Genomic DNA, 24,409 nt, shown 5'->3' with positions numbered 1-24,409 from the left:
AAGTCTTCGCGAGCAGGGCCGCCCGCGAAGTGATCAATGACGTTTCAGTTTTTCACTGAGTCTCGTGCGGGACGATCGCCACTGACTTCTGGCGGAACATCGTTATCTCCGGCCATGCGCTTGCGGAACAGTCCGGTACGGGCCAGCAGCAGCGTGGTGACCGGCACGGTGATCGACAGCAGGACTGGAATCAGCCAGGCGTGAATCACCGGTCCTGATTTCAGTGCCGAGAAATAAATGATCGAAGCCAGTGCAACGAGCCAGGCTCCCAACGTGGAGGCAAGGGCCGGTGGGTGCATACGCTGAAAAAAGGTCTTCAGGCGCAACAGGCCCAAGGCGCCGGTCAAGGCGAACACACTGCTGGTAACCAGCAGTAACGAGGTAATGACCTGCACCCAGAAGGGAAGGGTCTGTAGCGAATTCATTCGATCACCTCTCCGCGCAACAGGAATTTGGCCAGGGCAAAGGAGCCGACGAAACCGAACAGGGCGATCAGCAGGGCTGCCTCGAAATAGGTGTCGCTGGCATAGCGTATGCCCAGCACCAGCATCATCAGCATGGCAATGACGTACAGGTAATCCAGAGCCAGTACGCGATCCTGTGCCGACGGCCCCCTGAACAGGCGAATCAGGGTAATCACCATCGCCAGGGCAAAGATGAGCAGGCTGAGCAGAATGGCATTGTCGAGCAGTGCAGTCATTCGAAAATCTCCATCAAGGGGCGCTCATAAGCTGTCTTGAAGTGCTCGATGAATTGCGCTTCATCTTCCAGATCGAACACATGCATCAACAGAATGCTGCGGTCCAGCGCCAGTTCCGACCAGACGGTGCCGGGCACCACAGTCGTGACCATCGCCAGTGCGGCAAGGCCGCTGGGGTCGCGCAGGTCCAATGGCACCTTGACGAACGCCGAGCGTGGCGGGCGACGTTTCAGGTTCCAGACCGACATGAATATCTGCAGGTTCGAGATTACTGTGTCGTAGCCCACCCGCAGGAAAAACTTCAGGATCGTGCCGGGTTTGCGAATGCGTACCGGAGTCGGTCGCAGAGGTGCCATGAGCATCGGAGCCAGGAAGCCGAATATCGCACCCAGCAATATAGTGCCGGGGCTGATGGAAAGGTTCAGCACCAGCCACAACACCCAGAGCGCCAGGGAAAACCATGGGGCGGGGAAGAAGAACTTCATCATGGCTGCACCTGTGAGACGTCTTTGGGGCTGGTCGGCCCTGGCACGGGGCGTGTGGCCATGACCGATTGCACGTACTGCGTGGGCGTATGCAAGGCGGCAGCGGTATCCTGTGTGTAGCGCAACAGCGGTTCTGCCTTGATCGTCAGGGCAATGCACAGACCCAACAGAATAATGATGGGCAGGCACTCATTGCGGCGCAACAGAGGTGAGGGGCTTTCCAGCGGAGTCCAGAAACGCTGGATGCCGAGGCGGGAAAAGGCAATCAGCGAAGCCAGGCCCGAGAAGATCAGCAGGCCGATCAATATCCAGCCTTGAGTGGAAATGGCCTCGTCCTTTGCCACGTCCAGCCCCAACGGGTTGAGCAGGGCGCTGAGCAGGGTCAACTTGCCGATGAAGCCCGAGAGCGGCGGCATGCCGATGATCAGCAGGGCGCAGGCCACGAAGCTCAAACCCAGAAAGGCCATGGTCATGGGAATGACCTGACCGACCACGGCTTTCTGCTCGTCATCCAGGTTGGTGCCCGGTGGCGGGTGCAGGGACTCCATATTGCGTGGCAACTGGTCTGCATCATCTTCGAGATGAATCTCGTTGGAGGAGCGTGAGCGCTCGATCAGTTCACCCAGCAGGAACATCGCGCTCAGCGCCAGGGTCGAGCTGACCAGATAGAACAGCGCACCCGAGGTCAGGCTCGGCTGAGCGAAACCGATGGCCGCCAGCAGGATGCCTGCCGATACCAGAATGCTCAGGCTGGCCAGACGCTCCAGGCGCTGGGCGGCGATGATCGCGACGGCTGCGGTGACGATGGTTGCCATGCCGCCATAGATCAGCCAGTCCCCGCCGAAGAAGGCAGAAGGCCCGGCCTGTTCGGAGAACAGCAGCGTCCACAGGCGCAGCAGGGTGTAGATGCCGACCTTGGTCATGATGGCGAACATGGCCGCAACCGGGGCACTGGCTGCTGAGTAAGCCGGCACCAGCCAGAAGTTCAGCGGCCACATGCCGGCCTTGGCCAGAAATGCGGTGGCCAGAATCGCTGCGCCCGCATGCAGCAGGCCGAGGTCGGATTCCGGCACCTGAGGGATCTTGATCGCCAGATCTGCCAGGTTGAGAGTGCCTGTTACGCCGTAGATCAATGCGGCGCCAATCAGGAACAGCGATGAAGCCAGCAGGTTGATCGAGATGTAATGCAGGCCCGCCGACACCCGGGCACGACCCGAACCGTGCAGCATCAGGCCATAGGAAGCCGCCAGCAAGACCTCGAAGAACACGAACAGGTTGAACAGGTCTGCGGTCAGGAAGGCGCCATACAGGCCCATCAACTGAATCTGGAACAAGGCATGGAAGCTGGCGCCTGCCCGGTCCCAGCGGGCCAGTGCGAACAGCAGCGCACACACGGCGATGATGCCGGTCAGCACCAGCATCAGGGCAGACAGGTGATCCACCACCAGCACGATACCGAACGGCACTTCCCAGTTACCCGGCAGATACACGCCGATGGTGCCCGTGGTGCCGCTCTTCTGGACCCACAACAGCAATGTGATGGAAATCGCCAGCCCGAGCATGCTCGACAGCAGGTTGATGCGACCCTTGAGCGGCCTGTGTTTTTCACCCAGCCAGAGCATCAGCCCGGCGGTCACCAGTGGCAACAGGATGGGAGCAACAATCAGTTGGTTCATCCAGCTCATGCCTTGGGCTCCCTGCCATCAACATGGTCAGTGCCGGTCAGGCCGCGGGACGCCAGCAGCACGACCAGGAACAGCGCGGTCATGGCGAAGCTGATGACGATTGCGGTCAGTACCAGCGCCTGTGGCAGGGGGTCGGTGTAATTGAGCAGATCCTGAGGAATGCCGTCCTTGATGATGGGCTCCTTGCCGATGAACAGGCTGCCCATGCTGAAAATGAACAGGTTCACGCCATAGGACAGCAGACACAGCCCCATCACCACCTGAAAGGTACGCGGGCGCAGTATCAGCCAGACACCGGATGCAGCGAGAACGCCAATGGCGACTGCGATGACTTCTTCCATCAGACGGCTCCTTGTGTAGTCGCGGATTCGGCCGCAGGGCGGACAATCGGTTTCGGCAACTGGGTCGGTCGATGGCTGCGAACCGACTGGTGGGCCAGCGCGGTAAGGATCAACAGGGTCGAGCCGACGACCACGGCATACACGCCCACATCGAAGAACAGAGCGCTGGCGAAATGGACCTCACCGAGTATCGGCAGGTCCAGATGCGCGGTATGGGTGGTCATGAACGGATACCCCAGAGCCATGGAAACCAGTCCGGTGGTGACAGCGCACAGCAGACCGGTGCCCATCCAGCGCAGAGGCCGCAGGCTCATCTGCGCCTCGACCCACTGGGTTCCGGCCACCATGTATTGCAGGATGAACGCCACGGACATCACCAGACCGGCGACAAACCCGCCGCCTGGCTGGTTATGGCCGCGCATGAACAGGTACATCGAAATCATGAACGCGATGGGCAGCAGCAGACGCACCAGCGCAGCCGGCACCATCATGAAACCCAGTGCCGTATCGCTTGCGCTGCGCGGGTTGATCAGATCAGTGACCACGTCACGGGCCAGCAAGCGTTGCTGGGTAGGCAGGGCGATGCTTTCTTTGGGTGGACGGAAACGGCGCAACAAGGCGAATACTGTCAGGGCCACGGCGGCAAGTACCGTGATTTCACCGAAAGTATCGAAGCCCCGGAAGTCCACCAGCATCACGTTGACCACGTTGGTGCCGCCACCTTCGGGCAATGCCCGGCTCAGGTAGAACGAAGAAATGGCGTTGGGGGTCTGGCGGGTCAGCATGGCATAGGACAGCAAGGCCATGCCGACACCGACCAGTGCGGACAGTGTCAGGTCGCGTATACGTCGGGTGCGGGCATTGAGGCGAGTACTGACCGATGGCGCAACATCTTCGTTACGTCGCGGCATCCAGCGCAGGCCCAGCAGAATCAGCACCGTGGTCACCACTTCGACCACCAGTTGGGTCAGTGCCAGATCCGGTGCCGAGAACCAGACAAAGGTGATGCAGGTCATCAGGCCACAGACGCTGACCATGATCAGTGCAGCCAGACGGTGATACTTGCCTTGCCATGCGGCCCCGAGGGCGCAGGCAATCGCGATCAGCCACAGGGTTACAAATACCCCGGAGCCCGGAATCTTCGGTCGGTCACCCCAGGTCAGGCCGCTGAAGTACATCGGGATAAAGCCCAGCAGTGTCGCGGTCAGGACCAGCATGAACAATTGCGGCTGCAGGCGACGGGTGCTGACCTGACGTTCAAAGCGTCGGGCCCAGTGCATCATGATCACCTGGCAACGCTCGAAAAACAGCTTGCCGTTGAGTCGCGATACCAGTGGCGGGCCGACAAAGCGTTCCTGACGGAACGACTTGCGCAGCAGCAGGTACAGTACGATGCCGCCGGCCATGGCGATCAGGCTCATGATCATCGGCGCGTTCCAGCCATGCCAGATTGCCAGGCTGTACTCGGGCAGCGTGTCGCCCACCACCGGTTGTGCAGCAGCGGCCAGCAGTGGCGCGACCGATTGAGCCGGGAAAATACCGACCACCAGACAGGCCATCACCAGCAACTCCACCGGCGCACGCATCCAGCGTGGCGGCTCGTGTGGCAGCAGGGGAAGGTCCTTGGCTGCCGGGCCGAAAAACACATCCACGGTAAAGCGCAGGGAGTAGGCGACGCTGAAGGCCCCTGCAATGGTTGCGATGATGGGCAACGCCATTTCCACCCAGGTCGTGGCGGAAATGAACACGGTTTCGGCGAAGAACATCTCTTTGGACAGGAAGCCGTTGAGCAGCGGCACCCCAGCCATCGAAGCGCTTGCAACCATGGCCAGTGTCGCGGTGTAGGGGATCAGCTTTATCAGGCCGCTGAGACGCCGGATATCCCGGGTCCCGCTTTCGTGGTCGATGATCCCCGCCGCCATGAACAGTGAGGCTTTGAAGGTGGCGTGGTTGAGAATGTGGAACACAGCCGCAACGGCTGCCAGCGGGCTGTTGAGGCCCAGCAGCAAGGTGATCAGGCCCAGATGGCTAATGGTCGAGTAAGCCAGCAGGCCTTTCAGGTCATTCTGGAAAATGGCTGAGTAGGCACCCAGCACCAGCGTGCAGGCCCCGGCCCCGCTGACGATCCAGAACCACTGTTCGGTGCCGGACAGAGAAGGCCACAGGCGCGCAAGCAGAAACACCCCGGCCTTGACCATGGTAGCCGAGTGCAGATAAGCCGAGACCGGCGTCGGCGCGGCCATGGCATGAGGCAGCCAGAAGTGGAACGGAAACTGTGCGCTCTTGCTCAAGGCGCCGATCAGGATCAGGGTCAATAACACCGGGTACAGCGCATGGGCGCGGATCGCGTCGCCTGAGGCCAGCACGCGGTCCAGGTCATAACTGCCCACCACATGGCCCAGCATCAGCGCGCCCACCAGCAACGCCAGCCCACCGGCACCTGTGACCATCAACGCCATGTAGGCACCGCGTCGGGCGTCATTGCGGTGGTGCCAGTAGCCGATCAGCAGGAAGGAAAAGACGCTGGTCAGTTCCCAGAAAAACACGATCTGGATCAGGTTGCCGGAGATCACCAGCCCCAGCATTGCGCCCATGAACGCCAGAAAGAAGGCAAAGAAGCGCGGAACAGGATCGTCCGGTGACATGTAATAGCGGGCATACAAGGACACCAGCGTGCCGATGCCCAGCACCATCATCGAAAACATCCAGGCAAACCCGTCCATGCGCAGGACGAAATTCAGTCCCAGGCTGGGCAGCCAGAAATATTCTTCACGAATCACACCGCCGTCGGCGATCTGAGGGAACCACAACGCCACCTGCACGGCACCGATCAGAGCGATCATGCCCGCGAGCAGGGATTCAGCGTTACGCGCGTTGTGCGGCAAAAGTGCCGCCAGACAGCTGCCGATGAAAGGCAGAAGCAGTAGAACTATCAGAGACATAGGCTTCTAATCTGCAGGGAAATGTCAAGCATCATACGTGCCAGACGTCGCATCTCCAAACCCATGGTTACGGGAATTTCCTACAAGAAGTGTCTGTTTTGAACATTGAGGCGTGTTTAGAGGGACGATATGCGCAGTTCAAGGGGCGTTAATCGCCTGTTGTTGCTGCAAGACACTGATCATTCGTGCGCCAGGTTGGGAGGTGATAGCTCTTTGCTTCGACTTCATCGAATTCAGTGTCGTCTTTACGATCATGGGCCTTGCGTGGCATGACGCCAGAAACATCAACCAGATATTTCAAAACTTCGCCGAGAGTGGGCGAGGTGTATCGTCTTTCCATCATGACTTCCTTGTGTGGGCATCCCTGCCCGTTGGATGTTACTTCTGATTGGGGTTGAGTTGCTTGCCGCGGTTGCCATGCACTTGGGAGTTTGTTTTGTTTGAGCCGCTTGTACCTCGGTTGGAGTTCAGGGCATCAGATCGCTGGTTATCCTGTTGACGCTTCTGAGAGGGTTGTTTCGCTGGCATGAGAATGACTCCTGGGTTGGAGTTCTCAGATTAGTCGAGTACTTGATGCCTGGGCGACGTCGAAAATGGCGACGTGTTTTTGCAAGATATTCAGGGCTCAGTCAAAATCCGGCAAGAGACGCCTGACTGATTTCTAGGAAGCGATATGGAATTAAGGGATATCACCACCTGGCTCAACGATATTCACTATGCGGCCGCCAGTGATATAGCCTAAGAGAGACTTTTCAGTGGCGACTCGTTGCACTTAGCAATTCAAGCCCGGCACTCAGTCTATTTTTCTCAGCGCGTCCACTTCCAGCTCCTGAGCCTTGCTCCGTGTCTTCATTTCACTGACGATCACACCCGCGACAATCAGCGCCGCGCCCAACAGTGCAATACCCGGCAAACGTTCACCAGCCAGCCGTCCGGCAATGCCCGCCCAGACCGGCTCGCCTGCGTAGATAACGGTGGCGCGGGTCGGGGAGACGCTTTTCTGGGCCCAGTTCATGGCGACCTGGATGACTGCGCTCATGGCGCCCAGGCCCACGGCGCTGATGACCAGAAGCCAGGAGAAACCCGGCAGGCTCTCTCCGGTGGGGACGATCATCAGGAACGCCAGTATCGAGGCGGTTGCCAGTTGCACGACGGTGACCCGTCGCACGTCGACCTTGCCCGCATAGGCGCCGATCATGATGATTTCGGCAGCGATCGCCACGGCGCTGATGATGGTGGCAACCTCTCCAGGGCTGAATTGCAGCGAGGCGCCTTCCGGTCCAGACAGCAGCATCAGGCCGCTGAAGGCCAGGGCAATGCCCAGGCTGGGCATCAGGCCGGGACGACGCCCCAGCACCAGCCATTGCAGCAATGGCACGCAAGGGACATACAATGCAGTGATGAACGCCGACTGGCTGCTGGGGATGGTTTGCAGGCCTATGGTCTGCAATCCGTAGCCGAGCATGATCGAAATGCCTATGAATAGGCCTGCCTTGAGTTCAAGCAAGGTGAGGTCACGCATTATTTTCATCGAGAACAGCGCTACGATGCAGGCCGCCGCTGCGAAACGCAGACCCACGAAAAACATCGGGCCGCTGACGGTGAGCGCGTGCTGGACCAGCAGGAATGTGCCGCCCCACAGGACAGTGATCAGGATCAATACCGCTTCAGCCTTGCTGACGCGCGGTACCCGGCGAATGGAGGTCATGACGATTTTCCAGGCTTTTAAAGCCTTGCATGCAATGGGACACGCAACACACAATGCGTCGCAAAATGTGTGCAGTATAATGCGCAAAGGGTCCAGATGAGCAATATCATGCACAAAGAAAACTCCCAGCGTGCCCCTGTGCTGCAGCATGTCAGCCACAACGTTCGCCGCCTGCGCAATGGCGCGGGGCTGAGTCAGAGCGCTCTGGCGGAAAAGTCCGGCGTCAGCCGCCGCATGCTGGTGGCTATCGAAGCGGGGGAGAAGAATGTCAGCCTCGCGACCCTGGACCGGGTGGCCGAGGCGCTGGAAGTGGCTTTCAGTGACTTGATCCAGGCCCCCGAGCTGGCGGATCACAGCCGTATCAATGAACTGGCCTGGGAAGGCACCCGGCCGGGCAGCAAGGCCGTGCTGCTGGCCAAGGCCCTCGCCCGGCGCGAGGTCGAGTTGTGGGAGTTCACTCTCGAGCCCGGGGATGTCTATGCATCCGAGGCAGATCCCGAAGGCTGGAGCGAACAGGTCTATGTCGTCGAAGGGCATCTGACCATTGGCTTTGCCGAGCCGGACAGGCAGCATCGGGTCGGTCCCGGCGAATTCTTCATGTTCCCCAGCAACCAGCCACATATGTATCGCAATGAAGGTGAGATTACCCTGCGTTTTGTACGCAATGTGGTGCTGTAAATACAGACTTCCCTGCAACCAGCCCGAGGCGATGTTCGATGCGAGATGACAAGACCCTGCCTGCCGTAGCCGATGTCCTGATCATTGGCGGGGGCCTGAGTGGCACCATGCTCGCAGTCCAGTTGCTGCGCCAGCCCGGCATGCGACGAATCCTGATCGTCGAGCCCCGTGCCGAGCTGGGCAGAGGAGAGGCCTACAGCGCTACTGAGCCGGGACATACCCTCAATGGCAATGCTGCCCGGATGAGTGCCGACCCCGACAACCCTGACGACCTGACCCACTGGCTGACCCAGTACCTGGCCGATGGCGGCTGGCCTGAGTCAAAGGAGCAATCGGTGCCGGTGTCGGTGCTGTTTCCGCCACGGGGCGTCTTTGGACTGTATGTGCAGCAACGTCTGCGGGAGGCTCAGGCGGTCGGGCAGGTTCACGGCTCCAGTGTCGAGCATGTTCACGGGGAAGCGGTAGATCTGCTGACGAACGAGTCGGGTGTCACAGTCACCCTGGCCGACGGGGCCGAGTTGCAGGCCCGTTTCGCGGTGCTGGCCACGGGAATGTACGCGGCTTCACGTACGCCGCAGCATCATTCCAATGGCCTCAATGCAGCAGCGCTCGATCCTTGGAACGTCGAGGTCATGCGTCGGCTGGATCCGCAGTCCACGGTGCTGATCATCGGTTCCGGGCTGACAATGGTCGATGCCGTGGTGTCCTTGCAGCAGTCCGGGCACCGTGGCCCCATCCGGGTGTTTTCCCGTCATGGCCTGCTGCCTCATGTCCGCCGTCAGCCGCCGGAGTGGGCCGACTTCCTGGACCAGGATCACAGTATTCGCAGTACCCGGCAATTGGTGCGCAAGGTGCGTGAACAGTGTGAGCTGGCCATCGAAAGCGGTATCGACTGGCAAGCCCCTCTGGATACGGTACGGGCCAATATCGGTCGTTTGTGGAACCAGGCTTCCGATCGCCAGCGCCGTCAGTTCGTCAGGCATGTGCGGCCCTGGTGGGAAAGCCATCACCATCGTTCGCCTCCGCCCAGTGCTGCGCTGCTCGCGGACCTGGTGCAACAGGGGCGCCTGACCATTCAGGCGGCCTCTTTGCAAGGGGTGAAGTCCGAGCTTCAGGGGCGGGTACACATTCAGATCCGGCATCGTGGCCAGAGCCAGTCGTCACTGGTTCCCGGAGATGCCCTGATCAACTCCACGGGGATCGAATACGACTGGCGCCGTGTAGACCGTCCCTTGCCACGCCAACTGCTGGCACGCGGCCTGATTCAGCCAGGCCCTCTGGCGTTGGGAATTGCCGCCGATCTCGATGGAGCAGTTCTCGATGCCAAGGGGCGCCGTTTATCGCGTCTGTTTGCCATGGGCCCGCCGCTGCGGGGCATGTGGTGGGAAAGTACCGCGGTGACCGATGTGGCGATCCAGGCCAAGGCATTGGCCTTGCGCCTGACTGATTTGCTCTCAGATCGATAGGTGCAGCATCTGCTCGCCTTGCAGGTTTTCACCGGGGCGACGTTTGTTGACGGCCAGCTCGCCGATGCGAATCAGGTGCGCCCGTGTGACATTGCGGGTCAGCCCCAGCAGGTTGGCGGTGTGTACCTGATTGTGATGGCAGAAGCGATAAGCCGCTCTTAGCAGGGCATCTTCGACTTTCTCATGCAGCGCCCCGGCCTGTTCTTCAAACAGCTTTTGGAAGGCGCGCTTGAGCAGTTCTTCCGCCGACTCATCGGCCCTTGGCGATTCTTCCTGGCGCTCGATCCTAAGGTTCGAGAGACGCAGGTCTTCATGCTGGATGATTCCGTTACGGCAGACCAGCAAGGTGTGGTGGATAACGTTTTCCAGTTCGCGAATATTGCCCGGCCAGCTGTAGCCCTTGAGCTTCAGTTCGGCTTCGGCACTGATGCGTATCGGGCCGTAGTTCAGGCGCTGGCTGTAGATGTCGATGAAGTGTCGGGCCAGCGGCAGAATATCTCCCGGCCGCTCGCGCAGCGGGCTCAACTCCAGATTGACCACGTCCAGCCGGTAATACAGATCCTCGCGGAAATGTCCGGCATTGATGGCTTTTTCCAGTTGCACGTTGGTCGCGGCCAGCACCCGTACATTGATGGGAATGCTCTTGCGCGAGCCCAGGCGTACGACCTCGCGCTCCTGCAAGACACGCAGCAGCTTGACCTGCAGAGGCATGGACAGATCGCCGATTTCATCCAGAAACAGCGTGCCGCCATCGGCCTCTTCAAACCAGCCGGATTTGGCGCTCAGGGCACCGGTGAAGGCGCCTTTCTCGTGACCGAACAGTTCGGCCTCGATCAGGGATTCGGAGAATGCGCCGCAGTTGACCGCCACGAAAGGTTTGTCGCGGCGATGACTGAGTTCATGGATATGCCGTGCAACCAGCTCCTTGCCGGTGCCGGTCTCCCCGATGATCAGCACACTGGCATCGCTGGGCGCCACTTGCTGCACGTGGGCCAGCAAGTCTCGGGATTTCGGGTCCTCGAAAACCTGGGCCGTAGCCCGGATCGAAGTCGCCAGGGCTGGCGAGGGCGGCAAGGTCAGCAGTTGCACAGACATCACTTGGCCTGCGGTGGCAGATCATTGGCGATCATTTCGCCAAAGGGGCCGGTTAGGTTGGTAATGCCGCGTCCTGCCAGGCTGGCGTAAGGCTCGGGCAGCAGCGGGAACACCAGCTCGGCAAAACGATAGGCTTCCTCCAGGTGCGGGTAGCCGGAGAAGATAAAGCTCTCGATGCCCAGATCCGCATATTCCTTGATGCGTGCCGCCACTTCCTGCGGGTTGCCCACCAATGCCGTGCCGGCACCACCGCGCACCAGACCGACGCCGGCCCACAGGTTGGGGGCGATTTCCAGGTTGTCGCGACGACCATCATGCAATGCAGCCATGCGGCGCTGACCTTCGGAGTCGAAACGGGAGAAGGATTTCTGTGCGGCGGCGATGGTTTCGTCGCTGATGTGTTCGATCAGGGTGCTGGCCGCTTTCCAGGCTTCTTCGCTGGTTTCGCGCACGATCACATGCAGACGGATACCGAATTTGACGGTGCGGCCCTTGCGTGCAGCACGCTCGCGGACATCGGCCAGTTTCTCGGCCACGGCGGCAGGTGGCTCACCCCAGGTCAGGTAGACATCCACCTGATCGGCGGCCAGGTCATGGGCAGCGTCGGAAGAACCACCAAAGTACAGGGGCGGATACGGTTTCTGGATCGGTGGATACAGCGCCTTGGCGTTCTGCACGCGCAGATGCTTGCCCTCGAAATCCACGGATTCGCCTTGCAACACGCGACGCCAGATTTTCAGGAACTCGTCGCTGACTTCGTAGCGTTCGCTGTGATCGAGGAAACTGCCATCGCCACGGTTTTCATCCGGGTCGCCACCGGTGACCACGTTGATCAGCAAGCGGCCACCTGAGAGGCGGTCCAGAGTCGCGGCCATGCGCGCCGAGACCGTCGGAGAAATGATCCCCGGACGAATCGCCACCAGAAACTTCAGGCGTTCGGTCAGCGGCACCAGCGCCGAAGCGATGACCCAGGAGTCTTCGCAGGAACGGCCGGTAGGAATCAACACACCGTGATAGCCCAGGTCATCGGCAGCCTGCGCCACCTGCTTCAGGTAATTGAGCGTGACCGGGCGTGCGCCTTTGGTCGTACCCAGAAAATGACCATCGCCGTGGGTGGGAAGAAACCAGAAAACGTTCATGACAATTCCTTGGGAAGATCAGGCAGTGTTGATAGCTGAACAGCACCTACTGTTGCCTCGCAGACAGTTGGCTCACAGCATGGGAGTGGTGCCAGTTATAAAGGCTGCGATTTATTCCGTAAAAGAACGAAAAACAATATTTTTATAATTGGATTGAATATAGGTGTTGATTTTCTGCATTTGCAGCTGCATAGGCGTGCGTTTTCCAGGATATTTCAACGCTTGTCACTGCTCTGCAACTTTGCCTGGGCGGTCCTGTCATTTTTAACGATGAATAAAGAGAGACACGTAACGGGAAGGGCAGGTCCGACCCTTGGCAAGGTATCGAAACAGGCAACGCATCACGCTAAAGAGGTTGAGGCAGCTGGCTGCCGAACCCATCAGGAGAACGCCATGATCCCATCGACCGGATTCACTCGCAGGCGGCTGCTCACTCTTGCTGCCGGTACCGCAGCAGCGATGGCATTCGATACCGCCGCTGCGAACGACAAGCCGCCGACCATTCCCTCTCCGTCTTCACCCTCGAAGCTGACCCAGGAAGGCAAGACTATGCTGACCCGAGCGATCCCCTCCAGTGACGAGCCCATTCCCGTGGTCGGGTTGGGCACTTATCGCGGTTTTGATGTGGCGACTTCAAGCCCGGCCTACAAGCAATTGCGTGCCGTACTCGATGCGCTGTTTGCGGCGGGCGGCAGCGTCATCGACAGCTCGCCCATGTATGGCCGTGCCGAGCAGTCGACGGGCGAATTACTGTCCATCCACGAACCCCGTTCGCCTGCCTTTCTGGCGACCAAGGTCTGGACCCGTGGGCGCAAGGAAGGCATTGCGCAGATGGAGGACTCCTTCCGGTTATTGCAGACCGAGCGTATCGACCTGATGCAGATTCACAACCTGCTGGACTGGAAAACACACCTGCCGACCCTGCGTGAATGGAAGGAGCAAGGGCGCATTCGCTACATCGGCATCAGCCATTACACCTCGTCGGCCTATGACGAAGTGGAAGCTGTTCTCAAGGCCGAGCCGCTGGATTTTCTGCAGATCAACTATGCGCTGGATGATCGGGTCGCCGAGAAGCGCTTGCTGCCGCTATGCCGCGAGCGCGGCGTGGCAGTGATCTGCAACCGGCCGTTTGGCGGCGGAGGCTTGCTTTCGCGACTCAAGGATAAACCTTTGCCTGGCTGGGCCGGGCAGGTGGAAGTGAACAGCTGGCCGCAACTTGCGCTCAAGTTCCTGCTGGCCAATCCGGCGGTGACCTGCGTGATCCCCGGCACCGGCAACCCGCGCTATATGGCCGAGAATGCTGGTGCAGGATTCGGCCCGATGCTGACCGATGCTCAGAGGCAGCAGTTGATTGCGTTGGTGGGTTGACGATTCGCGAATGAATTCGCTCCTGCACACTCTTTAGGAGCGAATTAATTCGCAAAATCAGCCACTTACAGAATCCTGTACAGCAACCGCTCGATTCTGACCCGGCTGACCCGGCGCAGAAACTTGCTCACGCCTTCGGGGTAATTGGCCAGGGTATCCAGCTCGTCGTACTGCCCAACCCGCTGGGTGTTCTGCATCAACTGTTGAATCTCTTCTTCCCGCGGCTTGAGCCACTGGCCCTTCGGGTCATCGATCAGCAGGCCGTTTTCCAGGTCCAGGTTGAAGGCGCGAGGGTTGAGGTTGTTGCCGGTCAGCAAGGTATAGCGATCGTCTACCCAGACGCCCTTGAGGTGGAACGTGTTGTCGCCGTGCTTCCAGAGATGCAGGTTCAGTCGGTGCTGGGCGATGGCCTTCTTGTGCTTCTGGGCGAAGCGACGCAGGCTGATTTCATACAGATAGGGCAGGGCAGAAATGACCTTGAACGGCTCCTCGGGAGGAATGAAGAAGTCGTTGGCGGTCTTGTCGCCGATGATGATGTCGACTTTCACACCGCGCTTGAGGGCGCGATTGATTTCCCGGGTCACCGCCACTGGCATATTGAAATAGGGGGTGCAGATGGTCAGTTGCGTCTTGCTGGCGGCGATCAGGTCGCAGATGGCCCGGTTGAGCGGGTTACGCGGGCCGACGCCTAGCAGCGGCATGATGCGCAGCTCACCGTTTTCCTTGTCGCCTGCGCTGGTTTCGTAGGCGGCGCGCTTCAGGTTGCTGCGAAAAGCCCTGATCTCGCCACGAAGGCTGCGGGAATCGGGGGGCGATTGAAGGTCCAGGCGGTGAACGGCAGGCGAAGGCAGGATTTCACGCTGCACCATGTCCACGAAGCTGTCGGCCAGTTGTGTGTTCTGGATCAGGTGATAACGATCCAGACGGTATTTGTCGAGCTTGTGCAGGTAAACGTTATTGATGCTGGCGCCGCTATAGATGACGCAGTCGTCGATGATGCTGCCCTTGAGATGCAGGACGCCGAACAGCTCGCGGGTCTGCACCGGCACGCCATGGATCGGGACTTCCTCGTCGTACTCCAGATTCTGCGCCTGATACCAGGCCGAGTTTCCTGCCTGACGTCCCGCTCCGATCAGGCCACGCTGGGCACGAAACCAGTCCACCAGCACCACGACATCCAGTTCGGGACGTGCAGCCTTGGCGGCATACAGTGCGTCGAGGATTTCCTGGCCGGCTTCATCCTGTTGCAGATACAGGGCGATGATGTAGATGCGCCGGGTGGCAGAAGCGATCTTCTCCAACAGGCAGCGTCGGTATTCAGCGGCAGAAGGAACAAGGGTGATGGCATCGTCGGACAAGGCAAAACCGCGAAGCGTGGCCAGGGTCGAGCGTCGGAAGTTGGACTGCATAAGCCTCTCGAAGGGATAACCAGCAGCGCACGAGCTTACACCAGACTCGACACAAGGTCGCCGATGAAGTCTGTCGCAATGATGTCTGTTTGTAATGCACAGACCGCGTCGAGTCGCGCGGTCTGTGCGTTCGATCAGTAACCGTTACGTTTCAGAATCGAATCGATGCTGTCTTTGGCCGGGCGGCCATAGAACTTGAGGAGTTCCGTGGTGCGGTTGGTGAAGAAACCGTCGACACCCGCGGCGCTGATCTGCTTGAAGTCAACGGCCTCATCCACGGTGTAGGTGTGGACCACCATGCCTTTGTCGTGGGTGACGTTGTTCATCCAGGGTTTGACCAGGTCCATGTAGCTCTGGTCGCCGCCATCGGCGAGCTGCGAGGATGGACCGGTGCCGATGGCGCCATGAGCCTTGGCCCAGTCGATCCAGGCCACGAATTCTTCCTGGGATTTGATTTCCTGAGCGGCGTAATAGCTGGCCTTGTCCTTGAATCCCGAGTCCTTGAAAGGAACAGTGGATTTGGGTTCTATTGAACCTTCACCGATCCACAGCAACAGCACTTTGGGAACCTTGGGCATTTCCTTCTGCAGTAGCACCAGGCTGGATTTGTCGAAGGTCTGTAGCACGACGCGCCCTGGCGACTGGGCGACGTTCACATGGCCAGCCGCTGCTGCCGGGCGCGGGCTGAGCCAGCCGCGCTTGGCCAGGGCCTTCTTCAGGTCAGCCTCGATGCCCGGAAACTGGGTCGGGACTTTGGTCTCGATATACAGCCCCGGCTTGTTTGCGCCACCTTCGGCGATATCGATCACTTCATCCAGGGTCAGAATCTGCAGGCCTGCATACGTGTCGCGAGCCCGAGACGGGTAGGCCTTGTTGAACCAGCTGCCGGCATCCAGCTCCTTGAGTTCAGCAAGCGTGAAGCTGCTGACCGGGTCCTTGCTGCGCTTTGGATAGACCTGGGCGATATTGGTGGTGCGGTCGAGCGTGTCGTCATGCAGGGCAATCAACACCCCGTCCTTGGTGCGTTGAATATCCATTTCCAGATAGTCCGCGCCCAGATCCCGTGCCAGGGTGTAGGCCGGAATGGTTTCTTCCGGCGCATCGTACGACGCCCCGCGGTGCGCAATGACCGCAGGCCATGGCAAACCGTTCTTCTCACTTATCACCTTGCCCGGAGCATCGGCTGCCGATGCCGTACCTGCCGACAGCATCACACCTGCCATAAGTGCGGTTGCCAACAAACGGTTCAAGGGTTTTTTGTGAGACGGGAATAGGGAAAATCCTTGCATGATCTGCTTGTTCCTTATTTGCATGAAGGGTCATGACGAAGCCACAGCGTGAAGCATTAACAGCATTTACAGGAAATGGGATGACGATTCAAATCGCGTATGAGCCAACGCTGGCAACCTCAGATTTTTTCCTGCATGCGAATTGAGATTTTCCTCCATGAATTGATTTTTAAGACTACACAGAGCATCGCCTCTGCCCAATCCTCCCAAGTCGCGTTACTGTCAGTCTTTTCATGACCCGTTAAGGAAAAGTGCATGACGACGGTACTGGTACTGGTCGAGAGCGTTAATGAATATTTGCCGATTCTGGAGAGCAGCGGTTTTCGCTTGATCCGTGCGCCCACGGCCGCTTTGCGTGCCGAAGCCATTGCTGAGCATGGCCATGAAATTTCCGCTGTAATGACCCGAGGTCCTCTGGGGCTGTTTGCCGAGGAAATGGACGCGCTGCCTCATTTACGGATCATCTGTGTATCGGGTGCCGGTTACGAGAAGGTCGACCTTGCGGCTGCCCAGGCTCGCGGAATCACCGTGACCAATGGCGCGGGGGTCAATGCGCCGACCGTGGCAGACCATACGATGGCGTTGTTGCTGGCGATCGTGCGCGATATCCCTCAGAACGATGCGTCTGTGCGGCGCAGTGAGTGGCGCAAGGTCACGTGCCCGTCATTTGCCGGCAAGCGCCTGGGGATTGTCGGTCTGGGGGCGGTCGGGCTGGCCATCGCCAAGCGGGCTCAGGCATTCGATATGTCGATCCAGTATCACAACCGCAAGGCCCGCAACGATGTGGATTACCTGTGGTACGCGACCGTGCTCGAACTGGCGGCGGCTTCGGATTTCCTGATCATTTCAACCCCCGGCGGCAATGGTACGCAGCATCTGATCGATGCCCGGGTGCTCGAAGCATTGGGGCCGCAGGGCTATATCGTGAATATCGCCCGGGCCAGCGTCGTCGATACCCAGGCCCTGGTCGAAGCCTTGCAACAGCGCCGGATCGCGGGTGCGGGCCTGGATGTCTTCGATGATGAGCCGCAAGTGCCGGATGTCTTCAAGAACCTCGATAACGTGGTGCTGACGCCCCATGTGGGTGGGCTTTCTCCCGAGGCATCGAAGGATATGGTCCTGATGGTCAACAAGAACCTGCTGGCGTTCTTCTCCGGGCAACCGGTTCTGACGCCGGTCCATGATTGAGGCGATCAGCTCCGTTCTCACCCATTAGCAAAACCTGAGTGTGCATTCAGGCATTGAATGCTTGCCACAACGCCAATTCTGATTGCACTCAGGCACGCTTATAGTCCCGACCACACACACACACACACACACACACACATGGGAGGGGCATGGACATGCAAGACGGGAAAGGCACGACGCTGCGAATCGGTCTGGTAGGGGATTTCGATCCAGAGGTGCCTGCGCATCAGGCGATTCCACTGGCGCTGGATATGGCGACCGTCATAGACAGCCCTCAGGTTCAGCATCAATGGCTGCCGACACCGGAGATCCGTGAGGGCGAAATCCTCGCCGGTTTTGACGGTATCTGGTGTGTGCCCGCCAGCCCTTATCGGGATATGCAGGGAGCGTTGACCGCCATTCGTTTTGCCCGTGAGCGGCAGATACCGTTTCTGGGCACTTGCGGTGGTTTTCAGCATGCCTTGATCGAATATGCCCGCAATTGCCTGGGCTGGCAGGACGCCGAGCATGCCGAAACTTCACCGGATTCGCCTCACACCATCATCACTCCCTTGAGCTGTTCGCTGGTGGAAACCACGGCGGCTATTCAACTGCAGCCTGATTCGTTGATTGCTCAAGCCTACGGCACCTCTGAAATTGCCGAGCGCTATCGATGCCGCTATGGCCTGCGGCCTGAGCTGGAAGCCTCGATGTTCGAAAATGGGCTGAAGGTCAGCGGTCGCGGGCCGGAAGGGGATGTCCGCAGTATCGAGCTGCAAGGCCATCCGTTTTTTGTCGCCACTCTGTTCCAGCCGGAGCGGGCGGCCTTGCAGGGCGTGGTCCCGGCGCTGGTGGCGGCTTTCGTTCGGGCCTGTGCCCGTCGTGCTGAAGGAGTTTGTTCATGATCGCTGCACGTTTTCCAGCGCCTTATTACGCGGTGATCTTCACGTCGTTGCGCACGGCTCAGGGTGCCCATGATTATGAAGTGGCCGCCCACAGGATGGTCGAGCTGGCCAGCGAGCAACCGGGCTTTCTGGGAGTGGAGTCGGCTCGCGGTGAGGACGGCTTGGGAATCACCGTTTCCTACTGGACGGACGAGCAGGCCATTCTGGGGTGGAAGCAGCACATTGAACATGCCAGTGTGCGAGAGCAGGGACGTGCGCACTGGTATCAGGCCTGTACCACCAGAGTCTGCAAGGTCGAGCGGGACTATGCCTTTGAGGCCCAGACATACTGAAACAATGATTCAGCCCTTTGGCCCTGTCTGAATCTGCGGGGATATGCCAGCATTACGCTCTTTCAGCCACAAAGCTGCTTTTGTGTGGAGCCCTCATGAACGAAAAAACGGCCCAGCCTGCCGTGCTGCGTATCCCCGAAGGCTTGCAGATCCCGGCCCAGGTGATCTGCCATGCCACCAGCCTGCGTCGGGCGAGTCGGCGTATCTGCCAGTTGTATGACGCGATCATGGCGCCCTGCGGATTGCGTTCGACCCAGCGTTCGATCCTGATGCAGATCGCTCGTAATCAGGCCCTGAGCATGACCGAACTGGCCACGTTACTGGTACTGGATCGCTCGGCCCTGGCCCAGAATCTCAAGCCACTTGAGCGTGAAGGGTTTGTCGTGGTCGAGGTGGACCCTGATGACCGGCGCAGTCGCCTGGTGCGTCTGACCCAGAGCGGCGTGGACAAACTGCTTGAGTCCCAGGCCCTGTGGGAACAGGCCCAGCGTTGTTATGAGACCGCTCTGGGCGCAGAGCGGGCTCATGAGTTGCGTCAGTTGCTGGGCATGGTCCCGGTGGCCGATTATGGCGATGGCATCATCGGCGGGATGTAGGTCAGCGTTGTGCCCAGTGCCCATAGCAATACCAGCACCAGCGGCGTATGCACCAGCAGTTGCACGAACGAGAAGCCGATCAGGTCCCGGGCCTTCAATCCCAGCACGCCCAGCAGCGGCAGCATGTAGAACGGGTTGATCAGGTTGGGCAATGCTTCGGCTGCGTTGTAGATCTGTACTGACCAGCCAAGGTGGTACTTCAGTTCATTGGCGACCTGCATCACATAGGGCGCTTCGATGATCCACTTGCCGCCACCCGACGGGATGAAGAACCCCAGTACCGCCGAATAGATACCCATCAGCACCGCATAGGTGTCGTGGGTGGCAATGCTGGTGAAAAAGGTCGAGATATAGTGCGCCAGGGTCTGGGCATCGCTGCCTTTGACTGTCGTCAGCAAGGCGGCGATGGAGCCATAGAGCGGGAACTGGATCAGCACGCCTGTGGTGGTCGGCACGGCACGGGTCACCGCATCCAGAAAGCTGCGTGGACGCCAGTGCAACAGTGCGCCGAGCATGATGAACAGGAAGTTATAGGTGTTCAGCCCCGAAATCGCAGTAATCGCAGGTTTGGTTGAAAACTCGTTGAAGAGCCAGCCGGCACCTAGCAACACCATCAGAATGATCAGCAGCGGGCTGTATTCCAGCCATTCGCCGGGCCGTGTGCGGGGCGGCAGCGGTGGCAGATTGAAAGCCGGGTCAACGCCGCAGTCCTCTGCAACTTTGGCGGCATTCGGGCCGGGAGCCGTGGCATAGGCGACGATCAGTGAAATGACCACCAGTGCTGCGAGCATGACGCCTGACTGCCAGAGGAAAATAGTCTCGGTGAAGGGGATCACGCCAGTGATCGCCAGAATCGACGGCGGCAGGCTGCCAGGGTTGGCCTGCAGTTGTGCTGCCGAAGACGAAAGCCCAAGCGCCCACACTGCGCCCAGCCCCAGATAGGCCGCAGCACCCGCAGCGCGATAGTCCATGCGCAGGTCGGTGCGACGGGCGAGGGCACGTACCAGCAGGCCGCCGAATACCAGGGAAAGTCCCCAGTTCAGCAACGAAGCCAGCATGGAAATCAGCGCCACCCAGGCCACGGCGGAGCGACCGTTTTTCGGGATGCAGGCCAGTCGATCGATCAGACGCACCGCAGGCGGTGAGCTGGCGACCACATAGCCACCAATGACCACGAAAGCCATTTGCATGGTGAAGGGAATCAGGCTCCAGAAACCATCACCGAAGGCCTTGGCTGCTTCGGTCGGTCTGGCACCGATGGCCAGTGTTGCCACGGTGACGATGGCTACCGCCAGTGCGGCAAAGACCCAGGAGTCGGGGAACCAGCGCTCGGCCCAGGCGGCACAGCGCAGGGCAAAGCGGGCGGAGCGGCTTTCTTCTATATGAGTGGTCACGTGAGGAGTACCTTTAATTATTGTTATAAGCGCGTAGGAGCGAATTCATTCACCATTCGCGAATGAATTCGCTCCTACCGGGTGGGGCTCTCAGAACGTCATTTCAATCACATCATCCGGCACGATCAACTTGCCGGCCGTCTTGGCAACGATCTCTTCCACGCTGACCCCCGGCGCACGTTCACGCAGGATGAAGGCACCGTTTTCGATTTCCAGATAGGCCAGGTCGGTCAGCACCCGGCGGATACAACCGGCACCGGTCAGGGGCAGGCTGCAACGCGGCAGCAGCTTGGATTCGCCGTCCTTGGAGGCATGGGTCATGGTGACGATGATGTTCTCGGCGCCCGCCACCAGATCCATCGCGCCACCCATGCCCTTGACCAGCTTGCCGGGGATCATCCATGACGCGATATTGCCCTCGACATCCACTTCAAAAGCGCCGAGAACCGTGAGGTCCACATGGCCGCCACGGATCATGGCGAAGGATTCGGCCGAGGAGAAAATCGAGGCACCGATGCGTGCGGTCACCGTCTGTTTGCCAGCATTGATCATGTCGGCATCGATGGTGTCTTCAGTGGGAAACTCGCCCATGCCCAGCAGGCCGTTTTCCGATTGCAGCATCACGTCGATGTCTGTGGGGACATAGTTGGCCACCAGCGTCGGGATGCCGATGCCCAGGTTGACGTAGTAACCGTCTTTCAATTCACGGGCGACACGTTGAGCCATTTGTTCGCGGGAAAGTGCCATGGTCTGAACTCTCTTTTTTGTTGTACGCCGCTTCCTGTCTTGAGGAAACAGCCCGCAAATGCGACGTGTTCAGGATTTCCTGACGGTGCGCTGTTCGATGCGTTTCTCGAAGGTGCCCTGAATCACCCGATCGACATAAATGCCCGGCGTGTGGATCTGGGTAGGCAGCAGCACGCCCGGCTCGACGATTTCTTCGACTTCGACGACGGTGATCCGGCCCGCCGTGGCGACCACCGGATTGAAGTTCTGCGCGGTATGACGATAGATCACGTTGCCGAAGTGGTCGGCTTTCCAGCCTCTGACCAAGGCGAAGTCGCCGGTAATGGCCTCTTCCAGAATGACATTGCGCCCGTTGAACTGGCGGGTTTCCTTGCCTTCGGCAACCGGGGTTCCGTAGCCGGTGGCGGTGTAGAACGCAGGGATGCCGGCACCGCCTGCGCGGAGTTTTTCTGCCAGGGTGCCTTGGGGCGTGAGTTCGACTTCCAGCTCGCCGCTGAGCAACTGCCGCTCGAACAGCGCGTTTTCGCCGACATAGGAGGAGATCATTTTCCTGATCTGGTGATCTTCCAGCAGAATGCCCAGGCCGAAACCATCGACGCCGCAGTTGTTGGAAACCACCGTCAGGCCTTTGATGCCCATGCGCTTGATCTGCGCAATGAGGTTTTCCGGGATGCCACACAGACCGAAGCCGCCGCACAACACCGTCATGTCATCGGTCAGGCCGGCAAGGGCCTCTTCATAGGTCGCGACACGTTTATCGAGTCCAGCCATGATGATTCGCCTTTTTTATTGTTGATCGTCAAGGACCGTTGTACCTGCATCTTCTCTCTCGCTCAGTGATTTGTTAATTTTGTTTTTCTGATCAATTGATAAGAAAAGCAAATATATGAACGTCAAACAGCTTCGGGCGTTTCTGGCGGTTGCCCAATGCCTGAGCTTTGCCCAGGCCGGAGAGCGATTGCATCTGTCGCAGCCGGCCCTGAGCCTGACCATCAAGAGCCTGGAGGAGGATTTAGGCGGTCAGTTGCTCACGCGCACCACGCGTACGGTCAGCCTGACCCCGGAAGGCGAAACCCTGCTGCCGCTGGCGCGCCAGTTGCTGGCCGACTGGGACAACACCGAAGAACTGCTGCGCCAGCGCTTCACGCTGCAGATGGGCAAAGTGTCGGTGGCGGCAATGCCTTCGTTTGCGGGCAATCTGTTGCCGGGCGCATTGAAGGTCTTTCGCGGGCTTTACCCAAGGGTCAACGTGGCGGTGCATGACGTGATCAACGAGCAGGTGGTGGAAATGGTGCGCCATCGCCGGGTCGAACTGGGGATCGGCTTTGAGCCCGAATCGAGTAATTCGCTGGTCTTCACGCCGTTTTACATGGACCGTTTTGTCGCCGTGGTCGCAGCGGATTCGCCACTGGCCCGGCGCAAGCAATTGACCTGGCGCGAGCTGCTGCGCGAGGACTTCATCGCCCTGCAACGTCCTTCAGCCGTGCGCCTGCTGCTGGAGGAAGCGATTGCAGCGCAGCACGGCAAGCTTTCGGTGGCCTTCGAGAGTCATCAGTTGTCCACCATCGGCCGCATGGTCGCCAATGGCCTGGGCGTCAGTGCGGTACCTGCGTTATGCATCCAGCAGATGCAGGAACTGGGCGCTCGCTGCATTGCTCTGGTCGAGCCGCGTATCGAGCGGCGCATCGGTCTGATGATGCTGGCCGATCACAAGCTGTCAGCGGCCGCCCATGCGTTGCGTGAGGTCTTGATTCAGTATTCCGCAAAAGTCGATAGCTACTATCACGACGGATGATTTTTGCCTGAGGGAGCCGGGGATTAACCTTTGTTCATTCCCGAAAACGAGTCAGTCTGGAGGCTCCCATGAATCATTTCTTTGCTCTTGGTCTTGTCGTGTTCTTCAGCGCTGTGCTGCTGGGCGGCTGTTCAACTCATCACTCGGTCGAGTTACGTCCCTACACCGCTGAGGAAACTCATCAACTGGCACTGGAAGACCTGAACCGTCGCGGCCTGTCTTTCGACGAATATCACGCACGCAAGGCGCAACTGATGGCTGATCCGTCCATTCAACAGGTTCGCGAGTTTGATAAAGCCGGTGAAGTGAGCGTTGATCGTGGAACCTTGCTGGAAGGCGGTCGCGGCTGAAAGCGGCTTAACAATTTTGCAAAAATAGATTTTTAATGAAACTGTACCTGTAAAAGTTTGCCACACTGTCCGTGTGTTTGCAGGTGATGCTCCGCTAGGGTGAGCGCCTGACTTCACCCTCTTCTGGACAGTGCGATGTTTCTCTCTTTCGATCTGCTGCTGGCTTTCGCATTGTTTGCGTTTGTCGCCTCCGTGACCCCTGGCCCCAACAATACGATGCTACTGGCATCGGGGGTGAACTTCGGTTTCCAACGTACCCTCCCGCATATGGCGGGGATCAGTATCGGCTTTTTCGTCCTCATATTGTCGGTGGGTTTTGGCCTGGGCGGTCTGTTCAAGACCTGGCCTGTGCTCTACACCATCCTGCGCTATGTGGGCGCGGCCTATCTGCTGTACCTGGCCTGGAAAATCGCGACTTCGGGTCCGGCCTCCGATTCTTCTGAACAGCGTGGCGAACCCTTGGGCTTTCTCCCGGCGGCGTTGTTCCAGTGGGTCAATCCCAAGGCCTGGGTAATGGCGATTGGCGCGATCAGCACCTACACGCCGGTGGAAGGGTATTTCACCAATGTGCTGGTCATCGCGTCGGTATTTGCCCTGATCGGCTTGCCTTGCGTCTGCATCTGGGCCGGGTTCGGCAGTTTGCTGCGCAACGTCTTGCGCGACCCTCTGAAGCTGAGGATCTTCAATGGCGTGATGGCGGTTTTGCTGGTGGTGTCGCTGTATCCGTTGGTGCTTGAGCACTAGGCTTTTGAACTGCCCCCCCCAAAATCATTGTCTGGGATTGTTCGCGAATGAATTCGCTCCCACACACATAAAAC

Annotated in this window: 25 protein-coding genes; 10 read left to right on the top strand and 15 right to left on the bottom strand. The window is 59.2% G+C overall.

Annotation, left to right across the window (positions count from 1 at the left end):
- Nucleotides 1–44: 44 nt before the first annotated feature.
- The 8 genes from CKW23_RS23905 to CKW23_RS23865 form a co-directional block, all read right to left on the bottom strand.
- Nucleotides 45–425, bottom strand: coding sequence for a Na+/H+ antiporter subunit G (locus tag CKW23_RS23905; protein ID WP_025259418.1), 381 nt, complete (start codon nucleotides 423–425; stop codon nucleotides 45–47).
- The gene (locus tag CKW23_RS23900; protein WP_025259419.1) at nucleotides 422–700 is read right to left on the bottom strand and encodes a K+/H+ antiporter subunit F; all 279 of its coding nucleotides are present in this window, start codon (nucleotides 698–700) and stop codon (nucleotides 422–424) included. Before CKW23_RS23900 ends, CKW23_RS23905 begins: the two co-directional genes overlap by 4 nt.
- The gene (locus CKW23_RS23895; protein WP_025259420.1) at nucleotides 697–1,185 is read right to left on the bottom strand and encodes a Na+/H+ antiporter subunit E; all 489 of its coding nucleotides are present in this window, start codon (nucleotides 1,183–1,185) and stop codon (nucleotides 697–699) included. The genes CKW23_RS23900 and CKW23_RS23895 overlap by 4 nt, the downstream gene beginning before the upstream one ends.
- Nucleotides 1,185–2,870, bottom strand: a complete 1,686-nt coding sequence (locus CKW23_RS23890; protein WP_025259421.1) for a monovalent cation/H+ antiporter subunit D — start codon at nucleotides 2,868–2,870, stop codon at nucleotides 1,185–1,187. The genes CKW23_RS23895 and CKW23_RS23890 overlap by 1 nt, the downstream gene beginning before the upstream one ends.
- Nucleotides 2,867–3,211 (bottom strand): Na+/H+ antiporter subunit C, encoded by a 345-nt coding sequence (locus CKW23_RS23885; RefSeq protein ID WP_007251310.1) that lies wholly within the window; start codon nucleotides 3,209–3,211, stop codon nucleotides 2,867–2,869. The genes CKW23_RS23890 and CKW23_RS23885 overlap by 4 nt, the downstream gene beginning before the upstream one ends.
- Complete coding sequence (locus CKW23_RS23880) at nucleotides 3,211–6,153, bottom strand: monovalent cation/H+ antiporter subunit A (RefSeq protein WP_025259422.1); 2,943 nt, start codon at nucleotides 6,151–6,153, stop codon at nucleotides 3,211–3,213. The genes CKW23_RS23885 and CKW23_RS23880 overlap by 1 nt, the downstream gene beginning before the upstream one ends.
- A gap of 148 nt (nucleotides 6,154–6,301) precedes the next feature.
- Nucleotides 6,302–6,493 (bottom strand): hypothetical protein, encoded by a 192-nt coding sequence (locus CKW23_RS23875; RefSeq protein WP_025259423.1) that lies wholly within the window; start codon nucleotides 6,491–6,493, stop codon nucleotides 6,302–6,304.
- A gap of 453 nt (nucleotides 6,494–6,946) precedes the next feature.
- Nucleotides 6,947–7,861 carry a DMT family transporter gene (locus CKW23_RS23865; RefSeq protein WP_025259424.1) on the bottom strand — a complete coding sequence of 305 codons (915 nt, stop codon included), beginning with the start codon at nucleotides 7,859–7,861 and terminating at the stop codon, nucleotides 6,947–6,949.
- 108 nt (nucleotides 7,862–7,969) lie between these two features.
- Here CKW23_RS23865 and CKW23_RS23860 point away from each other — a divergent pair, with 108 nt between their 5' ends.
- The gene (locus CKW23_RS23860) at nucleotides 7,970–8,539 is read left to right on the top strand and encodes a helix-turn-helix domain-containing protein (protein WP_025259425.1); all 570 of its coding nucleotides are present in this window, start codon (nucleotides 7,970–7,972) and stop codon (nucleotides 8,537–8,539) included.
- Between the two features lie 38 nt (nucleotides 8,540–8,577).
- Nucleotides 8,578–10,005, top strand: coding sequence for an FAD/NAD(P)-binding protein (locus tag CKW23_RS23855; RefSeq protein ID WP_025259426.1), 1,428 nt, complete (start codon nucleotides 8,578–8,580; stop codon nucleotides 10,003–10,005).
- On the opposite strand, the gene CKW23_RS23850 is transcribed toward CKW23_RS23855, so the two are convergent.
- Both CKW23_RS23850 and ssuD read right to left on the bottom strand, forming a co-directional pair.
- Nucleotides 9,994–11,100: a sigma-54-dependent Fis family transcriptional regulator gene (locus CKW23_RS23850; protein WP_025259427.1), complete on the bottom strand. Its 1,107-nt coding sequence runs from the start codon at nucleotides 11,098–11,100 to the stop codon at nucleotides 9,994–9,996. The two genes, CKW23_RS23855 and CKW23_RS23850, sit on opposite strands and share 12 nt — an antisense overlap.
- Nucleotides 11,100–12,239 (bottom strand): FMNH2-dependent alkanesulfonate monooxygenase, encoded by a 1,140-nt coding sequence (ssuD, locus tag CKW23_RS23845; RefSeq protein WP_025259428.1) that lies wholly within the window; start codon nucleotides 12,237–12,239, stop codon nucleotides 11,100–11,102. The genes CKW23_RS23850 and ssuD overlap by 1 nt, the downstream gene beginning before the upstream one ends.
- Nucleotides 12,240–12,632: 393 nt before the next feature.
- Between ssuD and CKW23_RS23840 the strand changes: the two genes are divergently transcribed.
- Nucleotides 12,633–13,607, top strand: a complete 975-nt coding sequence (locus CKW23_RS23840) for an aldo/keto reductase (protein WP_095068463.1) — start codon at nucleotides 12,633–12,635, stop codon at nucleotides 13,605–13,607.
- Between the two features lie 65 nt (nucleotides 13,608–13,672).
- Here the strand turns inward: CKW23_RS23840 and pssA are convergent, their stop codons facing one another.
- Together pssA and CKW23_RS23830 are read right to left on the bottom strand one after the other, a co-directional pair.
- Nucleotides 13,673–15,016 (bottom strand): CDP-diacylglycerol--serine O-phosphatidyltransferase, encoded by a 1,344-nt coding sequence (gene pssA, locus CKW23_RS23835; protein ID WP_025259430.1) that lies wholly within the window; start codon nucleotides 15,014–15,016, stop codon nucleotides 13,673–13,675.
- A gap of 134 nt (nucleotides 15,017–15,150) precedes the next feature.
- Nucleotides 15,151–16,305, bottom strand: coding sequence for a glycerophosphodiester phosphodiesterase (locus CKW23_RS23830; protein ID WP_025259431.1), 1,155 nt, complete (start codon nucleotides 16,303–16,305; stop codon nucleotides 15,151–15,153).
- 255 nt (nucleotides 16,306–16,560) lie between these two features.
- On the opposite strand from CKW23_RS23830, the gene CKW23_RS23825 reads away from it, so the two are divergent.
- The 4 genes from CKW23_RS23825 to CKW23_RS23810 all read left to right on the top strand — a co-directional run bounded on the left by CKW23_RS23825 (nucleotide 16,561) and on the right by CKW23_RS23810 (nucleotide 19,305).
- Nucleotides 16,561–17,493, top strand: coding sequence for a 2-hydroxyacid dehydrogenase (locus CKW23_RS23825; protein ID WP_025259432.1), 933 nt, complete (start codon nucleotides 16,561–16,563; stop codon nucleotides 17,491–17,493).
- Nucleotides 17,494–17,642: 149 nt separating this feature from the next.
- A complete protein-coding gene (locus CKW23_RS23820) occupies nucleotides 17,643–18,377 on the top strand; it encodes a CTP synthase (RefSeq protein WP_095068461.1) in 735 nt (244 codons plus the stop codon).
- On the top strand, nucleotides 18,374–18,709 hold the full coding sequence (locus tag CKW23_RS23815; protein WP_025259434.1) for an antibiotic biosynthesis monooxygenase: 336 nt from the start codon (nucleotides 18,374–18,376) through the stop codon (nucleotides 18,707–18,709). The genes CKW23_RS23820 and CKW23_RS23815 overlap by 4 nt, the downstream gene beginning before the upstream one ends.
- A 95-nt stretch (nucleotides 18,710–18,804) precedes the next feature.
- Nucleotides 18,805–19,305 carry a MarR family winged helix-turn-helix transcriptional regulator gene (locus CKW23_RS23810; protein ID WP_025259435.1) on the top strand — a complete coding sequence of 167 codons (501 nt, stop codon included), beginning with the start codon at nucleotides 18,805–18,807 and terminating at the stop codon, nucleotides 19,303–19,305.
- On the opposite strand, the gene CKW23_RS23805 is transcribed toward CKW23_RS23810, so the two are convergent.
- The 3 genes from CKW23_RS23805 to CKW23_RS23795 all read right to left on the bottom strand — a co-directional run bounded on the left by CKW23_RS23805 (nucleotide 19,275) and on the right by CKW23_RS23795 (nucleotide 22,217).
- Nucleotides 19,275–20,699: a short-chain fatty acid transporter gene (locus CKW23_RS23805; RefSeq protein ID WP_025259436.1), complete on the bottom strand. Its 1,425-nt coding sequence runs from the start codon at nucleotides 20,697–20,699 to the stop codon at nucleotides 19,275–19,277. The genes CKW23_RS23810 and CKW23_RS23805 overlap by 31 nt on opposite strands.
- Before the next feature lie 90 nt (nucleotides 20,700–20,789).
- Nucleotides 20,790–21,446, bottom strand: a complete 657-nt coding sequence (locus CKW23_RS23800; RefSeq protein WP_025259437.1) for a CoA transferase subunit B — start codon at nucleotides 21,444–21,446, stop codon at nucleotides 20,790–20,792.
- 69 nt (nucleotides 21,447–21,515) lie between these two features.
- The gene (locus tag CKW23_RS23795; RefSeq protein WP_025259438.1) at nucleotides 21,516–22,217 is read right to left on the bottom strand and encodes a CoA transferase subunit A; all 702 of its coding nucleotides are present in this window, start codon (nucleotides 22,215–22,217) and stop codon (nucleotides 21,516–21,518) included.
- A 115-nt stretch (nucleotides 22,218–22,332) separates the two neighbouring features.
- Between CKW23_RS23795 and CKW23_RS23790 the strand changes: the two genes are divergently transcribed.
- The 3 genes from CKW23_RS23790 to CKW23_RS23780 all read left to right on the top strand — a co-directional run bounded on the left by CKW23_RS23790 (nucleotide 22,333) and on the right by CKW23_RS23780 (nucleotide 24,335).
- Nucleotides 22,333–23,241, top strand: coding sequence for a LysR family transcriptional regulator (locus CKW23_RS23790; RefSeq protein WP_095068459.1), 909 nt, complete (start codon nucleotides 22,333–22,335; stop codon nucleotides 23,239–23,241).
- Nucleotides 23,242–23,309: 68 nt separating this feature from the next.
- Nucleotides 23,310–23,591: a hypothetical protein gene (locus tag CKW23_RS23785; protein WP_025259440.1), complete on the top strand. Its 282-nt coding sequence runs from the start codon at nucleotides 23,310–23,312 to the stop codon at nucleotides 23,589–23,591.
- 135 nt (nucleotides 23,592–23,726) lie between these two features.
- Nucleotides 23,727–24,335: a LysE family translocator gene (locus CKW23_RS23780; protein ID WP_025259441.1), complete on the top strand. Its 609-nt coding sequence runs from the start codon at nucleotides 23,727–23,729 to the stop codon at nucleotides 24,333–24,335.
- Nucleotides 24,336–24,409: the final 74 nt, after the last annotated feature.

The organism is Pseudomonas sp. Irchel 3A18 (assembly GCF_900187465.1).
GTDB lineage: Bacteria > Pseudomonadota > Gammaproteobacteria > Pseudomonadales > Pseudomonadaceae > Aquipseudomonas > Aquipseudomonas cichorii.
Note: the sequence above shows the minus strand (reverse complement) of the source record. Positions and strands in the feature narration are given on the sequence as shown.

Bases quoted from the DNA above. Each gene is read 5' to 3' on its own strand.
- CKW23_RS23905 (WP_025259418.1), bottom strand. From the start codon at position 425: ATGAATTCGCTACAGACCCTTCCCTTCTGGGTGCAGGTCATTACCTCG.
- CKW23_RS23900 (WP_025259419.1), bottom strand. From the start codon at position 700: ATGACTGCACTGCTCGACAATGCCATTCTGCTCAGCCTGCTCATCTTT.
- CKW23_RS23895 (WP_025259420.1), bottom strand. From the start codon at position 1,185: ATGAAGTTCTTCTTCCCCGCCCCATGGTTTTCCCTGGCGCTCTGGGTG.
- CKW23_RS23890 (WP_025259421.1), bottom strand. From the start codon at position 2,870: ATGAGCTGGATGAACCAACTGATTGTTGCTCCCATCCTGTTGCCACTG.
- CKW23_RS23885 (WP_007251310.1), bottom strand. From the start codon at position 3,211: ATGGAAGAAGTCATCGCAGTCGCCATTGGCGTTCTCGCTGCATCCGGT.
- CKW23_RS23880 (WP_025259422.1), bottom strand. From the start codon at position 6,153: ATGTCTCTGATAGTTCTACTGCTTCTGCCTTTCATCGGCAGCTGTCTG.
- CKW23_RS23875 (WP_025259423.1), bottom strand. From the start codon at position 6,493: ATGGAAAGACGATACACCTCGCCCACTCTCGGCGAAGTTTTGAAATAT.
- CKW23_RS23865 (WP_025259424.1), bottom strand. From the start codon at position 7,861: ATGACCTCCATTCGCCGGGTACCGCGCGTCAGCAAGGCTGAAGCGGTA.
- CKW23_RS23860 (WP_025259425.1), top strand. From the start codon at position 7,970: ATGCACAAAGAAAACTCCCAGCGTGCCCCTGTGCTGCAGCATGTCAGC.
- CKW23_RS23855 (WP_025259426.1), top strand. From the start codon at position 8,578: ATGCGAGATGACAAGACCCTGCCTGCCGTAGCCGATGTCCTGATCATT.
- CKW23_RS23850 (WP_025259427.1), bottom strand. From the start codon at position 11,100: ATGTCTGTGCAACTGCTGACCTTGCCGCCCTCGCCAGCCCTGGCGACT.
- ssuD (WP_025259428.1), bottom strand. From the start codon at position 12,239: ATGAACGTTTTCTGGTTTCTTCCCACCCACGGCGATGGTCATTTTCTG.
- CKW23_RS23840 (WP_095068463.1), top strand. From the start codon at position 12,633: ATGATCCCATCGACCGGATTCACTCGCAGGCGGCTGCTCACTCTTGCT.
- pssA (WP_025259430.1), bottom strand. From the start codon at position 15,016: ATGCAGTCCAACTTCCGACGCTCGACCCTGGCCACGCTTCGCGGTTTT.
- CKW23_RS23830 (WP_025259431.1), bottom strand. From the start codon at position 16,305: ATGCAAGGATTTTCCCTATTCCCGTCTCACAAAAAACCCTTGAACCGT.
- CKW23_RS23825 (WP_025259432.1), top strand. From the start codon at position 16,561: ATGACGACGGTACTGGTACTGGTCGAGAGCGTTAATGAATATTTGCCG.
- CKW23_RS23820 (WP_095068461.1), top strand. From the start codon at position 17,643: ATGGACATGCAAGACGGGAAAGGCACGACGCTGCGAATCGGTCTGGTA.
- CKW23_RS23815 (WP_025259434.1), top strand. From the start codon at position 18,374: ATGATCGCTGCACGTTTTCCAGCGCCTTATTACGCGGTGATCTTCACG.
- CKW23_RS23810 (WP_025259435.1), top strand. From the start codon at position 18,805: ATGAACGAAAAAACGGCCCAGCCTGCCGTGCTGCGTATCCCCGAAGGC.
- CKW23_RS23800 (WP_025259437.1), bottom strand. From the start codon at position 21,446: ATGGCACTTTCCCGCGAACAAATGGCTCAACGTGTCGCCCGTGAATTG.
- CKW23_RS23795 (WP_025259438.1), bottom strand. From the start codon at position 22,217: ATGGCTGGACTCGATAAACGTGTCGCGACCTATGAAGAGGCCCTTGCC.
- CKW23_RS23790 (WP_095068459.1), top strand. From the start codon at position 22,333: ATGAACGTCAAACAGCTTCGGGCGTTTCTGGCGGTTGCCCAATGCCTG.
- CKW23_RS23785 (WP_025259440.1), top strand. From the start codon at position 23,310: ATGAATCATTTCTTTGCTCTTGGTCTTGTCGTGTTCTTCAGCGCTGTG.
- CKW23_RS23780 (WP_025259441.1), top strand. From the start codon at position 23,727: ATGTTTCTCTCTTTCGATCTGCTGCTGGCTTTCGCATTGTTTGCGTTT.